Origin of the sequence: Roseomonas sp. USHLN139, from assembly GCF_037145735.1 — a bacterium.
Taxonomy (GTDB): domain Bacteria; phylum Pseudomonadota; class Alphaproteobacteria; order Acetobacterales; family Acetobacteraceae; genus Pseudoroseomonas.
Genome location: NZ_JBBCWY010000007.1, coordinates 75,760 through 89,483 on the forward strand (window position 1 = coordinate 75,760; position 13,724 = coordinate 89,483).

The following is a 13,724-nucleotide window of genomic DNA, read 5'->3' on the forward strand; positions in this document are numbered from 1 at the left end:
CGCATCCTTCAGGGCACCGGGCGGGGCGCCGCGGCGCCAGAGGGGGCCGGTGCCGGCACCGGAGCGGGCGCCGGCGCGGGGGCCGGCGTGGGGGCCGGGGCGGCCGGCGGCTGTTCGGCGGGCGGCGGGGTGGGTGCCGGCGCGGGCGCGGGCGTGGGCGTATGGGGGGGCATCTGGGCCGGCGCCTCGGCCGGCGGCGGGGCGGCGGGGGCTTCCGCCGGCGGCTCGGCGGCCGGCGCGGCCTCCGCCGGCGGCGCCTCGGCGGGCGAGGCCCCGGAAGCGGCCTCGGGACCGTGCGGGGGCAGCGCCATCACCACCTCCTCGCCTTCCTTGTAGTCCGGGAAATTCTTCATCTGGTCGCGGCTGATCGACAGCCGGATCCCCTCGGGGCCGAAGCTCAGCGCCTGCCAGCCGACGGCGATGCGCCGCTTGCCGACGCCCAGGAAGCCGCCATAGTCGAGCACCGCCGCGCGCGGCTCGCCCTGCGCATCCACCAGCACGTTCACCACCTGGGCGACCACGATGTTGGTGACGCCGCGCACCTCCTGGCCCAGCACGCGGAAGACGCTGCCTTTTGCCAGGGTCTCGCGCGCCGCCTCGGGGGCGCGCGCCTCCTGCGCCGCCAGCGGCGTGGCGGCCATGGTGATCGTCAGGGCCAGCAGGGCCGGCCGCCAGGTGACATGGCGGTGCATGCGCCTCTCCACGGGGGAATGGCCATTGCCATCCGCGCCTCTAACGGCGCGGGGGCGGGCCGGGTTGAGAAAAGATCGCGCCGGGGAACGATCTCCCCGGCGCGGCAGCGTCAGGCCGTGGCCAGGGCGCGCAGCCAGACCACCACGGCGGCGGCGCCGGCATCGGGCGTGCCGACGGCCCGCTCACCCAGATAGGCGGCGCGGCCCTGGCGCGGGCGCATGCCGGCGGTCGCCTGCAGCCCGGCCTCGGCGGCGGCCAGGGCCTGGGGCAGGCCCTGCCCCGCCGTCAGCGCCTCGGCCGCCGGCAGCAGCGCGTCCAGCATGGTGCGCTCGCCCGCCCGCGCGCCGCCGAGCTCGCCGATCGCGGCGACGGCGTCGGCGAAAGCCTCCGCCAGCTGCGCGGCCGTCGGGCGGGAGACGCCGTCCAGCCGCCGGGCGGCGCGCAGCAGGCCCACCGCATAGAAGGGGCCGGAGCTGCCGCCAATGGCGCGGCGCAGCGCCTGCCCCATGGCCTCCAGCAGGCTGGCCGGGCTGGCATAGGCGCCGTCGGGCAGGGCGCGCAGGGCGGCGGCGCCGCGCTGCATGCTGATGCCGAGATCGCCGTCGCCGGCGGCGCTATCCAGCGCGGTGAGCTCCTGCTCGGCCTGCTCGAGCGCGGCGCAGACCGCCAGCACGAGGCGCCGCATCGCCGGCGCCAGCGGCCCGGGCGCCGCGGCGGCCTCCCCGGCCACCACCGGCGCGGGGATGATGGCCGGCGCCTCCGGGATGCGGCCATCGCCGCTCCAGGCCGGCGCGCTGGCTGGGGCATCGAGGAAGGCCAGCCGGGCCTCGTCCAGCGCCATGACCGAGAGCGACATGCCCGGCATCTCGATGGCGGTCAGGTAGTTGCCGGACCAGGCGCGCAGCACCTCGATGCCCTGGCCGCGCAGCCAGGCCAGCGCGGCGCGGGCGACGATGGCCAGCTCCATCGGCGGCGTGCCGCCCAGCCCGTTGACCAGCAGGGCGACGCGGGCGCCGGATTGCAGGCGGAGGTCGGCGCTGATGGTCTCCAGGATCCGCGCGACCAGGGCATCCGCCGGGGCCAGCCCGACCCGCTGCACCCCCTGCTCGCCATGGATGCCGAGGCCCAGCTCGATTTCCGCCTCGCCCAGCGTGAAGCCGGGGCGCCCGGCGGCGGGCACCGTGCAGGCGCCCAGCGCCACGCCCATCGAGCCCAGCGCGGCGGCGGCGGCGCGCGCCGCGGCGGCCACCTCCGCCAGCGGCAGGCCGGCCTCGGCGGCGGCGCCGGCCACCTTGTGCACCAGCACCGTGCCGGCGATGCCGCGCCGCTTCTCGGGCGGCACGGTGTCGCGCAGCGCCACGTCATCGGCCACCACGACGATCTCGACCGGGATGCCCTCGCCGCGGGCCAGTTCGGCGGCCAGGCCGAAATTCAACCGGTCGCCGGTGTAGTTCTTCACCACCAGCAGCGCGCCCGCCGGGCCGGCGGCGGCGCGGATGCCGGCCAGCACCGCATCGGTGGAGGGCGAGGTGAAGACGTCGCCGGTGATCGCCCCGGCCAGCAGGCCGGGCCCGACATAGCCGGCATGGGCGGGCTCGTGCCCGGCCCCGCCGCCGGAGAGCACGGCGACGCGGCGGGTGGCGGCGGGGCCGGGGTCGCGGCGCAGCACCACATCCTCGGCCGCCAGCAGCGCCTGGCCGGGGGCCAGGGCCACCAGCCCCTCCAGCATCTGCCGCACCACGGCGCGCGGGTCGTTGATCAGCTTTTTCATTGCGGGCGTCTCCCCTCCAGCCGCGCGAGGGTGGCGGTGCCCTCCGGTCACATCAAGACGCTTTCTGCTGATCGCAGGCATAAACAGGACTTCACTCTTGCCGCCGCCTGTGCTTTGGGTGGGGCATTGCGCGAAAGGCAAGATCATGTCGAAGAAGTTCCTGGCTGACACCATCCAGAATTCGATCGAGATCACCGGCGTCGGCGCGAATGCGCTGGCCGGCGATATCATCGAGGCGATCAAGGCCGAGATCGTGAAGACCGGCCGCTTCACCATCCCCGATTTCGGGGCCTTCATCGTGCGCGACACGCCGAAGCGCCAGGCGATGAACCCGCGCACCGGCGAGAAGGTGGCGGTCAAGGCCGGCGCCACGGTGCGCTTCAAGCCGTCGCCGGCGCTGAAGGAAGCGGCCCATGCCGCGCTGAAGAAGAACAAGCGCAAGGCCGCCAAGGCCTGATTTTCCGCTGCCCGGAAGGGCGGCGATCGGCATCTGCGCTGACCAAGCCCGGGGGATCGGTGATTCCCCGGGCTTTCTGCTGCCCGCTGGCTCCCCGGTGACGCCGGCAGGGACGCTGCCGCCGGCTGCGGCTTTTGAGACGCCGCCTCGGCTTTTGATTCTCAGGGCAGGAAATCGAGCAGCGGCCGGCCGCCTTCCTCGATGTCGCGGATGATGGCGGCCCGCACCAGGGCGCCGTCGCGCCGGCGCAGCCCCTCCAGCGCCTCCAGATGGCCGTGCCGCGGCGGGTTCTCCGGCCCGCCGGCATAGAGATGGCTGAGCAGCGGGCCGCATTGCATCCAGAGGATCTCCAGCAGGCCCAGCAGCACCGGCATGCCGGCCAGCCGGCACAGGCCGAAATGGAAGGCCTCGTTGGTCTGCAGGGCCGTGGCGAAATCGCGCTGCCGTTCCGCCGCCACCAGCCGGGCATGCAGGCCGGCGAGCGCCGCGATATCGGCCTCCGTCGCCAGCGCCGCGGCGGCCTCGCCGGCCTGGCCCTCCAGCCCGCAGCGCAGGGCCCGGATCTCCAGGAAGCGGGCGCGGTCGATGCGCGGCACGATCACCGTGCCGCGCTCGTCGATCTGCAGCGCCTGCTCGGAGACCAGCCGCAGCAGCGCCTCGCGCACCGGCGTCGCGCTGATGCCGAGCTGCGCCGCCAGCGGCCGCAGCAGCAGTTTCTCGCCCGGCGCCAGCCGGCTGAGCATCAGGGCGGTGCGCACCTCCTGGTAGGCGCGCTCGCTCAGGCTGTCGCGGGTCAGGCGGCGGAACGGTCCGGGGCTTTCCTGCAGGCCGGCCGCCTTGATCATTTCGTTCATGGTTGACAGGCCCCGGCCTCGATCCGCAGTGTTATATCAAATGACGCATAACAAGCGTCGTGACCAGGGAAGGAAACGTGATGGACAGCGCCGTGCACGCCCGCGGGGGCGTGAACGAATCCGTGGCCCTGCGCCTGGCCCATGCCTTCCGCCGGCATGGCGTCGACACCGTGTTCGGCCAGAGCATCCCCAGCGCCTTCTTCCTGGCCGCCCCCCAGGCCGGCATCCGCCAGGCCACCTACCGCGCCGAGAATGCCGGCGGCACCATGGCCGACGGCTATGCCCGGGTCTCGGGCAAGGTCGGCGTGGTGACGGCGCAGAACGGCCCGGCCGCCACCCTGCTGGTGCCGCCGCTGGCCGAGGCGCTGAAGGCCTCCATCCCCATCGTCGCCCTGGTCCAGGACGTCGCTCGCAACACAACAGAAAAAAATGCCTTCCAGGAGCTGGACCATCTGCGGCTGTTCGATGGCTGCACGAAGTGGGCGCGGCGCATCGACCATGTCTCGCGCGTCGAGGAGATGGTCGACCTGGCCTTCGTCCAGGCCTGCAGCGGCCGGCCCGGCCCGGTCGCGCTGATCGTCCCGGCCGATCTGCTGACCGAGACCGCCGCCGCCGCCGAGACCCGCAAGGCCGAGCTGGGCCATTTCCCGCTTGACCGGTCGCTGGCCGATCCGTCCCGCCTCCGCGAGGCCGCGCGGCTGCTGGCGGGCGCCCGGGCGCCGCTGGTGATCGCGGGCGGCGGCGTGCATGCCTCCGGCGCCTGCGCCGAGCTCGCCGCCCTGCAGCAGGATTGCCACCTGCCGGTCGCCACCACGGTGATGGGCAAGGGCACCGTCGACGAGACCCATGCCCTTTCGCTCGGCGTGGTCGGCTATTTCATGGGCGATGGCGCGCGCGGCCGGGCGCTGCGGCCGCTGGTGACCGAGGCCGATGTCGTGCTGCTGGTCGGCAACCGCGCCAACCAGAACGGCACCGACAGCTGGAAGCTCTATCCGCCCAACGCGCGCTTCATCCAGATCGACATCGACGGCACCGAGATCGGCCGCAACTACGAGGCGCTGCGGCTGATGGGCGATGCGAAGCTGACGCTCGCTGCCCTGCGCGAGGCGATGCTGGCCGAGGGCGTCGAGCGCCGCGCCCAGGCCCGCGCCGCGGTCGAAGGCCAGATCCGCGCCGGCGTCGAGGACTGGAAGAGCTTCACCCAGCGCATCCGCGAGAGCGACCGCGCGCCGATCCGCCCGGAGCGGGTGATGCAGCTGCTGGACCAGATGATCGACGCCAACACCATCGTCGTCGCCGATGCCAGCTACTCTTCCATCTGGATCACCAACTACCTGACGGCACGGGCGGCGGGGCAGCGTTTCCTGACGCCGCGCGGGCTGGCGGGGCTGGGCTGGGGCCTGCCGCTGGCCATCGGCGCGAAGATGGCCGCGCCCGACAGGAAGGTCGTCTGCCTGGCCGGCGACGGCGGCTTCGCGCACACCTGGGCCGAGCTGGAGACGGCGCGGCGCCTCGGCCTCGACATTCCGGTGATCGTGCTGAACAACCAGATCCTCGGCTACCAGAAGCATGCCGAGGACGTGCTGTTCGGCGCCCATACCGAGGCCTGCTACTTCCAGCCGGTCGACCATGCCGTCATCGCCCAGGCCTGCGGCTGCCACGGGCTGCGCGTGGACGATCCGGCGATGCTGCAGGAAGCCTTGGCAGAAGCCTTCGCGCAGAAGGGGCCGAGCCTGGTCGATGTCATCACCGACCCGGATGCGCGGCCGCCGGTGAGTTTCTACGACAACACCTATCCTTCGCCCTTCTGATGCTGGCGCTGCGCAAGCTGGCCCCGGCGCCGGGGCTGACCCTGCAGGAGGTGGCCCCGCCCGGCCCCCCTGCCCCGGGCGAGCTGGCCATCCGCATCGCCGCCGCCGGCATCTGCGGCAGCGACATCCATGCCTATGAATGGACGCCGGGCTACGAATTCATGGCGCCCCACATGCCCTTCACGCTGGGCCATGAATTCGCAGGCCGGGTCACGGCGCTGGGCGAGGGCGTGACGGGATTCGCGGTCGGCGATGCCGTCACCGCCTGGCCGACCATCGGCTGCGGCACCTGCCGCGCCTGCCGCGAAGGCCGCACGCAGGACTGCCAGGCCCGCCGCATCCTGGGCCTGCATTGCGATGGCGGTTTTGCGTCGGTCGTCCTGGCGCCGGCCGCGAACTGCTTCAGGCTGCCCGACGGCGTGCCCATCGAGCTGGGCGCCCTGGCGGAGCCGCTGAGCATCGCCTGGAACGCGGTGGAGGTGGCCGGCGTGCAGCCCGGCGAGGCGGTGCTGGTGCTCGGCCCCGGCCCGATCGGCCTGGCCATCGCCTGGATGGCGCAGCAGCGCGGCGCCCGTGTGCTGCTGGCCGGCTACAACGACAAGCTGCGGCTCGACTGCGCCACCCGCATGGGCTTGCGCGACCTGGTCGACCTCTCGGGCATCAGCCTGGCCGCCGCGGTGCAGCAGACATTCGGCGAGAAGGTCGACCGGGTGATCGAGGCGACCGGCGTCACCGCCTCGATCGCCGAGGGGCTGTCGGTGCTGCGCTCCAGCGGCGTCTTCACCATCGCCGGCATCCATGCGGCGCCGTTCCCGCTGCCGGTCACGGAATTCGTCCGCAACAAGCAGCAGCTGCGCGCGGCGCATGACACGGTGCGCGCCGCCTGGCCGGGCGTGCTGGCGCTGCTGGCCGATCCGGCGCATCGCGCCCAGCTGGCGCCGATGATCTCGGCCGAGCTGCCGCTCTCGGCGGCGCTGGAAGGCTTCGAGACCGCGCGGCAGCGCGGCGCGATCAAGATACTGCTGCGACCAGGCGACGCTTGAAGCGCCGGCGCAATCAACGGGAGGGTGGGATGATCGACTGGAAAGGCGGCCGCCGGCTGATGCTCGGCGCTCTGGCTGGACTTGGCTTCGGACTGACCGCAACGGCCGCGCAGGCGGAGCTGCGCCTCGGCGCGCTCTTCCCCTTCAGCGGCGAGCTCGCCGTGCTGGGCGACGAGAGCTGGCGCGGCCTCGAGCTCGCCGTCGAGGAGCGCAACGCGGCGGGCGGCATCCGCGGCGAGAAGATCGTGCTGGTGCGCGGCGACGCCGTCGACAACAACCAGGCGGTGGCCGAGGCGCGGCGGCTGATCTCGGTGAACAGCGTGCGCGCCATCTTCGGCACCTATTCCTCGGCGCGCAGCCAGGTGGCCAGCCAGGTCGCCGAGCTGGCCCGCATCCCCTATTTCGAGATGGGCGCGGTGTCGGACGCGATCACCGACCGCAAGTTCCGCTACCTGTTCCGCACCAATCCGACGGCGCGCGACATGGCGGCGCGCGCCATCGAGATGGTGGTCAATGCCGTGGCCCCCGGCCTGTCGGTTGAGCCGAAGGCGCTGCGCATCGCCATCATCCATGAGGACAGCCTCTACGGCACCACCGTCGGCCGCTTCCAGGCCGGCTTCGCCCGCGAGCACGGGCTGAACGTGGTCGAGACCCTGCCCTACCCGGCCAATATCGTCGACATGTCCTCGCTGATCCTGCGGCTGCAGGCGGCGCGGGTCGATGTGGTGCTGCAGACGTCGTACCAGAACGACACGGTGCTGTTCTTCCGCCAGGCGCGGGAAGCCAATTTCCGCCCGCGCGCCATCATCGGCGGCGGCGGCGGCTACTCCCTGCGCGAGACCATGCAGGCGGTGGGCCAGGATGTCATCGACGGCGCGCTGAACATCGATTTCACCCAGTTCGCCATCAACCCGGCCGCCGCGCCCGGCATTGAGGCCTTCGTCGCCGCCTATCGCGCCCGCTACAACATGGAGCCGCGCTCGGGCCACAGCCTCGGCAATTATGTCGGCGCCAAGGTCTTTCTCGACGCCATCGCCGCCGCGAAGTCCTTCTCGGCCGATGACATCCGCGCCGCCGTCGCCGCGGTCGACGTGCCCGATGGCCAGACCGCCGAGGGCTGGGGCGTGAAGTTCGGCCCCGACGGGCAGAACGAGCGCGCCAAGATGATGGGCATGCAGTGGCAGGACGGCCGCCTGGTCACCGTCTTCCCGCCGAACGCCGCCGTCGCCGAGATGCGGCTGCGCCGCTGACGCGTCCCGGGCGGCGGGGCACGCCCCCGCCGCCGCCGCGCGCCCGAGGGGAAATCGATGGAAACCTTCCTGCAGCTGGTGCTGAACGGACTGATGCTGGGCGGGCTCTTCGCCATCATCAGCGTCGGCCTGACCCTGATCTTCGGCATCATCCGGCTGGTGAACTTCGCGCATGGCGAGCTGCTGATGGCCGGCATGTACCTGACCTGGCTCGGCACCACCAAGCTCGGCCTGCACCCCTATGTGCTGGCGCCGCCGCTGGTGCTGGTGCTCTTCGTCATCGGCGTCGCCGTCCAGCGCTTCATCCTGCAGCCGCTGCTGGAGGCGCGCGACGCGCATGTGCAGATCTTTGCCACCGTCGGCCTGTCCACGGCGCTGATCAACCTCGCCCTGCTGCTGTTCGGCGCCGACCTCTACGCCACGCCGGCGGCGCATGTGCGCGACCCGATCACCTTCGGGCCCTTCCGCATCATCCTGGGCCAGCTGGTGATGTTCCTGGCCGGCATCGCCGTGGTCGCCGCGCTGCACCTGTTCATGGAGCGCAGCTTCCTCGGCCGCGCCATCCGCGCGACCGCGCAGCACCGGGCGGCGGCGCAGCTGATGGGCGTCGACGTCAACCGCATCTACATGGTGACCTTCGGCATCGGCGCCGGCTGCGTCGGGCTGGCCGCGGCGCTGGTGGCGCCGGTCTATCCGACCTCGCCCACCGTCGGCACCTATTTCGTCCTCACCGCCTTCGTCGTCGTCGTGCTCGGCGGCATGGGCAGCCTGCACGGCGCCTTCATCGGCGCGCTGCTGATCGGCCTGGTCGACAGCCTGAGCGGCTACTACATCGCCCCCGACCTGAAGGAGGTGGTGATCTTCGGCCTGTTCATCCTGATCCTGCTGCTGCGCCCGACCGGCCTGTTCGGTCTCGGCCGCGGCTCGGAGTGAGGCGCATGAGCGACACGACCCTCGAAGCGCCCACGCCGCCGCGCCGCCGCCTCGATCCCGGCGCGCTGGGCATCGCCGCGCTGCTGATCGCGCTCTTCGCCGTGCCCTACGCCATCGGCGACGACTTCGTCTTCCATGTCTTCATCACCATCTGCCTCTACGGCGCGCTGGCCACCGCCTGGAACATCGTTGGCGGCTTTGCCGGGCAGCTCTCGCTCGGCCATGCCATCTTCTACGGCATCGGCGCCTATACGGCGGGGCTGCTGGTGCCGCTCGGCATCTCGCCCTGGTTCGGCATGCTGGGCGGGGCGGCGATCTCGGCGATGGTCGGCGTCGCCATCGGCCTGCCCTGCTTCCGGCTGCGCGGGCCCTTCTTCGCGCTGGCCACCATCGCCTTCCTGCAGGTGATCCGGCTGCTGGCACTGCATTTCACCGGCTTCACCGGCGGTGCCGTCGGGCTGATGGTGCCGCTGCAGACCGGCTGGGCCTGGATGATCTTCTTCGAGCGCTGGCCCTCGCTGCTGATCGCGCTCGGCCTGCTGACGCTGACGGTGGGGATCACCGCCTGGATCCGCCATGCGCGCTTCGGCTACTACCTGGTGGCAACGCGCGAGCGCGAGGCGGCCGCCGCCGCGGCCGGCATCGACACGCTGCGCATGCGGCTCTACGCCGTCGCGCTGTCGGCGGCGCTGACCTCGATGGTCGGCACCTTCCACGGCATGTACCTGACCTTCATCGAGCCGGAGGCGATGTTCTCGCTGGCCTTCTCGGTGCAGATCGCGATGTTCGCGCTGATCGGCGGCATCGGCACGGTGATCGGCCCGCTGCTGGGGACGCTGCTGGTGGTGCCGCTGACCGAGCTGGCGCGCGGCTGGCTCGGCGCCTCGGCGCTCGGGCTGCACGGCTTCGTCTATGGCACCGTACTGGTGCTCATCGTGCTGTTTGTTCCCGACGGTCTGGCGGGCCTGCTGCGGCGGCGCCCCGCCACGCCGCGCCAGGATGTCGAGGCGGCGGCCCCCCTCCCCGCAACGCCGCGCCCGGCAGAGCCACGCGCCATCGGCGAGCCCCTCCTCGTCGCCGAGAATCTGGAAAAGAAATTCGGCGGGCTGGCGGTGACTCAGAATGTCAGCCTGACGCTGCGGCAGGGCGAGGTGCTGGGCATCATCGGACCGAACGGCGCCGGCAAGACGACGCTGTTCAACCAGCTTTCCGGCTTCCTGGCGCCCGACAGCGGATTGGTCAAACTGCGGCTGGCGGACGGCAGCTTCGCCACACCGCGCACGCCACATGGCTATGCCCAGGCCGGCATCGGCCGCACCTTCCAGATCGTCCAGCCCTTCGCCGCCATGACGGTGCTGGAGAACATCATGATCGGCGCCTTCCACAGGCATCCCGGCCGCGCCGCGGCGCGCGAGGCGGCGCTGGAGACGGCGCAGCGCATGGGCCTCTGGGCGCAGCGCGACGTCGAGGCGCGCAGCCTCACCATCGGCGGGCTGAAGCGGCTGGAGATCGCCCGCGTCATGGCGATGCAGCCGCGCATCCTGCTGCTGGACGAGGTGATGGCCGGGCTGAACCAGACCGATGTCCGCCGCGCCATCCAGCTGGTCGAGAGCATCCGCGACAGCGGCGTCAGCATCATCGCCATCGAGCATGTGATGCAGGCGATCATGGCGCTGTCCGACCGTGTCGTCGTGCTGAATTCCGGCCGCGTCATCGCCGAGGGCCTGCCGGCCGATGTGGTGCGCGACCCGGTGGTGGTCGAGGCCTATCTGGGGAAGGATTTTTCCCATGCTCACGCTGAGTAATGTCCAGGCCGGCTATGGCCGCACCACCATCCTGCACGGCATCACGGTGGAGGTGCGGCAGGGCGAGGTCGTCACCATCGTCGGCGCCAACGGTGCCGGCAAGACGACGACGCTCCGCAGCATCGCCGGCCTGGTTCGCCCAACTGCCGGGACCATCACCTTTGAGGGCGAACGGATAGAAAAACTGGCGCCGCACGAGGTGGTGGCGCGCGGCATCACGCTGATCCCGGAGGGGCGGCAGCTCTTCCCCTTCATGTCGGTGCGCGACAATCTGCGCATGGGCGCCTATACGCCGCAGGCGCGCGCCCGGATGGCGGCGACGATGGACGAGGTGATGGACCTCTTCCCCCGCGTGCGCGAGAAGCTGGAGCAGCATGCCGGCTCGCTCTCCGGCGGCGAGCAGCAGATGGTGGCCATCGCCCGCGGGCTGATGGCGCGGCCGAAGCTGCTGATGTTCGACGAACCCTCGCTCGGCCTGGCGCCGATCATCGTCTCCCAGGTCTTCGACGTGGTCGAGAAGATCGTCGCCACCGGCGTCACCGTGCTGCTCGTCGAGCAGAACGTGTTCCGCACGCTCAGCATCGCCGATCGCGGCTATGTCCTGGAGAACGGCGAGATCGTGATGCAGGACAGCGGCGCCGCGCTGCTGCGCGACGACCATGTCCGCCGCGCCTATCTCGGCATCTGAAGGAGGCGTCATGACGCAAGCGCTGCAGTCCCGGCCGAGCCATGCCGGGCGGTTCGTCCTCGTCACCGGCGCCGGCCAGGGCATCGGCGCCGCCATCGCCGAGGCCTTCGCCCGCCGCGGCGCCGCGGTCGGCGTGCTCGATGCCTATCCCGAGCGCGCCGCGGCCACCGCCGCCGCGATCGCCGCCACCGGTGGCCGGGCGGCGGCCGCCGCCGCCGATGTCGCCGACTTCACCGCGCTCTCGGTCGCCGTCAGCCAGCTGGAGGAAGCGCTGGGCGGCCGCTTCGACGTGCTGGTCAACAATGCCGGCATCTCGCCCAAGCATGAGGGCCGCGCGCATGAGGCCTGGGAGATGGCGCCGGAGGAATGGGAGCGGGTCGTCGCCGTCAACCTCAATGGCTGCTTCAACGCCATCCGCCTGCTGACGCCGGCCATGCGCGAGGCGGGCCAGGGCGCCATCGTCAACATGTCCTCCGTCGCCGGCCGCACCTATTCGGTCGTGGTCGGCGCGCATTACGCGGCGACCAAGGCGGCGCTGATCGGGCTGACCAAGCATCTGGCAGGCGAGCTCGGCCGCTACGGCATCCGCGTCAACGCCATCGCGCCGGGCCGTATCGACACGCCGCTGATCCGCAGCGTGGGGGACGCGGTCAATGCCGGGCAGGTGGCGGCGACGCCGCTCGGGCGGCTCGGGCGGGCGGACGAGGTCGCGGACCTTGCGCTCTACCTCAGCTCGGAGGAGGCTTCCTTCGTCACCGGCCAGGTCGTCGACGTCGCCGGCGGCATGATGATGACCTGAGGCGGACAGCGTGGACAGATCGGCGGATTATATCATCGTCGGCGGCGGCTCGGCCGGCTGCGTCCTGGCGGCGCGGCTGTCGGAGGATCCGGCCAACCGGGTGCTGCTGCTGGAGGCCGGGCCGGAGGATCGCGACCTCTGGATCCATGTGCCGGCCGGCTATGCGCGGCTCTTCGCCAGCGGCCGCTACGACTGGAAATTCGCGACCGAGCCGGAAGCCGGGCTGGCGGATCGCCGGATCAACTGGCCGCGCGGAAAGGTGCTGGGCGGGTCGGGGTCGATCAACGGGCTGGTCTTCCTGCGCGGCTCGCCACGGGATTTCGACCGCTGGGCCCAGGCCGGCGCCCGGGGCTGGTCCTATGACGAGGTGCTGCCCTTCTTCCGGAAGATGGAGGACTGGGCCGGCCCCTCCGGCGAGACGCGCGGCCAGGGCGGCCCCCTGCCCGTCGGCCAGGTGAAGCGGATGTCGCCCGGCGCGCAGGCCTTCATCGCCGCCTGCCAGGCGGCCGGCCTGCCGTTCAATGCCGATATGAATGACGGGCCGATCGACGGCGTCATGCCGATCCAGATGAATGTGCGCGGCGGAAGGCGGGTCAGCACGGCGCGGGCCTATTTGGCGCCGGCGCGCAAGCGGCCGAATCTGCGCGTGCTGACCGGTGTCGATGTCCGCCGCATCCTGCTGCGCGACGGGCGGGCGATCGGCGTCGCGGCGCGGCGGGCCGGCCAGGCGGGGGAGGAGCATTTCCTCGCCGGGCGCGAGGTCATCCTCAGCGCCGGCGCCATCGTCTCGCCGAAGCTGCTGATGCTGTCGGGCATCGGCGACGGCCCGGCGCTGCAGGCGATGGGCATCCCGGTGCAGCTGCACCGGCCGGGCGTCGGCCGCAACCTGCAGGACCATCTGATCGCGCGGCTGAACTTCCGCACGCGCGCGGCCGGGACGGTGAACGAGGTGATGGCCAATCCGCTGCGCCTGGCGGCGACGGCGATGGGCTATGCGCTGCGCCGCGACGGGCCGCTGGCGGTGGGCGCGACGGAGGCGACCAGCTTCGCCCGCGTCACGCCCGGCGCCGAGGAGGCCGAGGTGCAGTTCCAGTTCATCAATTTCAGCCTGGCCAGCACCGGCTACGTGCTGCCGAAGCATCCCGGGGTGATGATCAATTTCGGCCAGTGCCGGCCGGACAGCCGCGGCGAGATCCGGCTGCGCAGCCCGGATCCGGCGGCGCCGCCGGTGATCGAGGCGAACTACCTGTCGGCGCCCTCGGACCAGCATGCGATGCTGGCGGCGGCCCGGCTGGGGCGGCGGATCGGCCGCACCGCGCCCTTCGTCGACCTGGTGGAGGAGGAGATCGCGCCGCCCGCCGACCATGACGACGACGACAGCCTGCTCGCCTATATCCGCCGGGCCGGCACCACGGTCTATCATCCCTGCGGCACCTGCCGCATGGGCAGCGACGACCAGGCGGTGGTCGATCCGGCGCTGCGGGTGCGCGGGGTGGAGGGCCTGCGGGTGGCCGATGCCTCGGTGATGCCGCTGGTGCCGTCGACCAATATCCAGCCGGCCGTCATCATGATCGGCGAGAAGGCGGCTGCCCTGATCCTGCAGCGATAGGCGGCGCGCCG

At 72.1% G+C, this 13,724-nt stretch carries 12 protein-coding genes; 9 read left to right on the forward strand and 3 right to left on the reverse strand.

Translation table 11 applies throughout. The features are described from left to right. Positions 1-8: 8 nt before the first annotated feature. On the reverse strand, positions 9-692 hold the full coding sequence (locus WFI16_RS18740; RefSeq protein WP_419899374.1) for a PRC-barrel domain-containing protein: 684 nt from the start codon (positions 690-692) through the stop codon (positions 9-11). Positions 693-802: 110 nt separating this feature from the next. After that, positions 803-2,464: a dihydroxyacetone kinase family protein gene (locus tag WFI16_RS18745; protein WP_419899375.1), complete on the reverse strand. Its 1,662-nt coding sequence runs from the start codon at positions 2,462-2,464 to the stop codon at positions 803-805. A gap of 145 nt (positions 2,465-2,609) precedes the next feature. On the opposite strand from WFI16_RS18745, the gene WFI16_RS18750 reads away from it, so the two are divergent. Next, entirely contained in the window at positions 2,610-2,921 is a 312-nt protein-coding gene (locus WFI16_RS18750; protein ID WP_419899376.1) for an HU family DNA-binding protein, read from the forward strand. A gap of 161 nt (positions 2,922-3,082) precedes the next feature. On the opposite strand, the gene WFI16_RS18755 is transcribed toward WFI16_RS18750, so the two are convergent. Beyond that, positions 3,083-3,775: a GntR family transcriptional regulator gene (locus WFI16_RS18755; RefSeq protein ID WP_419899377.1), complete on the reverse strand. Its 693-nt coding sequence runs from the start codon at positions 3,773-3,775 to the stop codon at positions 3,083-3,085. Positions 3,776-3,855: 80 nt separating this feature from the next. Between WFI16_RS18755 and WFI16_RS18760 the strand changes: the two genes are divergently transcribed. From WFI16_RS18760 to WFI16_RS18795, 8 genes are read left to right on the forward strand one after another with little or no spacing between them, the layout of a single operon-like run. Then, complete coding sequence (locus WFI16_RS18760; RefSeq protein ID WP_419899378.1) at positions 3,856-5,586, forward strand: acetolactate synthase catalytic subunit; 1,731 nt, start codon at positions 3,856-3,858, stop codon at positions 5,584-5,586. Next, the gene (locus tag WFI16_RS18765) at positions 5,586-6,629 is read left to right on the forward strand and encodes a zinc-dependent alcohol dehydrogenase (RefSeq protein WP_419899379.1); all 1,044 of its coding nucleotides are present in this window, start codon (positions 5,586-5,588) and stop codon (positions 6,627-6,629) included. The genes WFI16_RS18760 and WFI16_RS18765 overlap by 1 nt, the downstream gene beginning before the upstream one ends. 29 nt (positions 6,630-6,658) lie before the next feature. Then, entirely contained in the window at positions 6,659-7,879 is a 1,221-nt protein-coding gene (locus tag WFI16_RS18770; protein WP_419899380.1) for an ABC transporter substrate-binding protein, read from the forward strand. A 57-nt stretch (positions 7,880-7,936) separates the two neighbouring features. Further along, positions 7,937-8,812 carry a branched-chain amino acid ABC transporter permease gene (locus WFI16_RS18775; protein ID WP_419899381.1) on the forward strand — a complete coding sequence of 292 codons (876 nt, stop codon included), beginning with the start codon at positions 7,937-7,939 and terminating at the stop codon, positions 8,810-8,812. 5 nt (positions 8,813-8,817) lie between these two features. Further along, positions 8,818-10,617, forward strand: a complete 1,800-nt coding sequence (locus tag WFI16_RS18780; protein WP_419899382.1) for a branched-chain amino acid ABC transporter ATP-binding protein/permease — start codon at positions 8,818-8,820, stop codon at positions 10,615-10,617. Beyond that, positions 10,601-11,305, forward strand: a complete 705-nt coding sequence (locus WFI16_RS18785; protein ID WP_419899383.1) for an ABC transporter ATP-binding protein — start codon at positions 10,601-10,603, stop codon at positions 11,303-11,305. The genes WFI16_RS18780 and WFI16_RS18785 overlap by 17 nt, the downstream gene beginning before the upstream one ends. A gap of 10 nt (positions 11,306-11,315) precedes the next feature. After that, positions 11,316-12,104 carry a 3-oxoacyl-ACP reductase FabG gene (fabG, locus tag WFI16_RS18790; RefSeq protein WP_419899384.1) on the forward strand — a complete coding sequence of 263 codons (789 nt, stop codon included), beginning with the start codon at positions 11,316-11,318 and terminating at the stop codon, positions 12,102-12,104. Between the two features lie 10 nt (positions 12,105-12,114). Then, complete coding sequence (locus tag WFI16_RS18795) at positions 12,115-13,713, forward strand: GMC family oxidoreductase (protein WP_419899385.1); 1,599 nt, start codon at positions 12,115-12,117, stop codon at positions 13,711-13,713. The last annotated feature ends 11 nt before the right edge of the window (positions 13,714-13,724 follow it).

What these genes read in the sequence shown, in the direction of transcription:
- WFI16_RS18765 (WP_419899379.1), top strand. Translation starts at nt 5,586, where the DNA reads ATGCTGGCGCTGCGCAAGCTGGCCCCGGCGCCGGGGCTGACCCTGCAG.
- WFI16_RS18740 (WP_419899374.1), bottom strand. Translation starts at nt 692, where the DNA reads ATGCACCGCCATGTCACCTGGCGGCCGGCCCTGCTGGCCCTGACGATC.
- WFI16_RS18770 (WP_419899380.1), top strand. Translation starts at nt 6,659, where the DNA reads ATGATCGACTGGAAAGGCGGCCGCCGGCTGATGCTCGGCGCTCTGGCT.
- WFI16_RS18750 (WP_419899376.1), top strand. Translation starts at nt 2,610, where the DNA reads ATGTCGAAGAAGTTCCTGGCTGACACCATCCAGAATTCGATCGAGATC.
- WFI16_RS18745 (WP_419899375.1), bottom strand. Translation starts at nt 2,464, where the DNA reads ATGAAAAAGCTGATCAACGACCCGCGCGCCGTGGTGCGGCAGATGCTG.
- WFI16_RS18755 (WP_419899377.1), bottom strand. Translation starts at nt 3,775, where the DNA reads ATGAACGAAATGATCAAGGCGGCCGGCCTGCAGGAAAGCCCCGGACCG.
- WFI16_RS18760 (WP_419899378.1), top strand. Translation starts at nt 3,856, where the DNA reads ATGGACAGCGCCGTGCACGCCCGCGGGGGCGTGAACGAATCCGTGGCC.
- WFI16_RS18785 (WP_419899383.1), top strand. Translation starts at nt 10,601, where the DNA reads ATGCTCACGCTGAGTAATGTCCAGGCCGGCTATGGCCGCACCACCATC.
- WFI16_RS18780 (WP_419899382.1), top strand. Translation starts at nt 8,818, where the DNA reads ATGAGCGACACGACCCTCGAAGCGCCCACGCCGCCGCGCCGCCGCCTC.
- WFI16_RS18775 (WP_419899381.1), top strand. Translation starts at nt 7,937, where the DNA reads ATGGAAACCTTCCTGCAGCTGGTGCTGAACGGACTGATGCTGGGCGGG.
- fabG (WP_419899384.1), top strand. Translation starts at nt 11,316, where the DNA reads ATGACGCAAGCGCTGCAGTCCCGGCCGAGCCATGCCGGGCGGTTCGTC.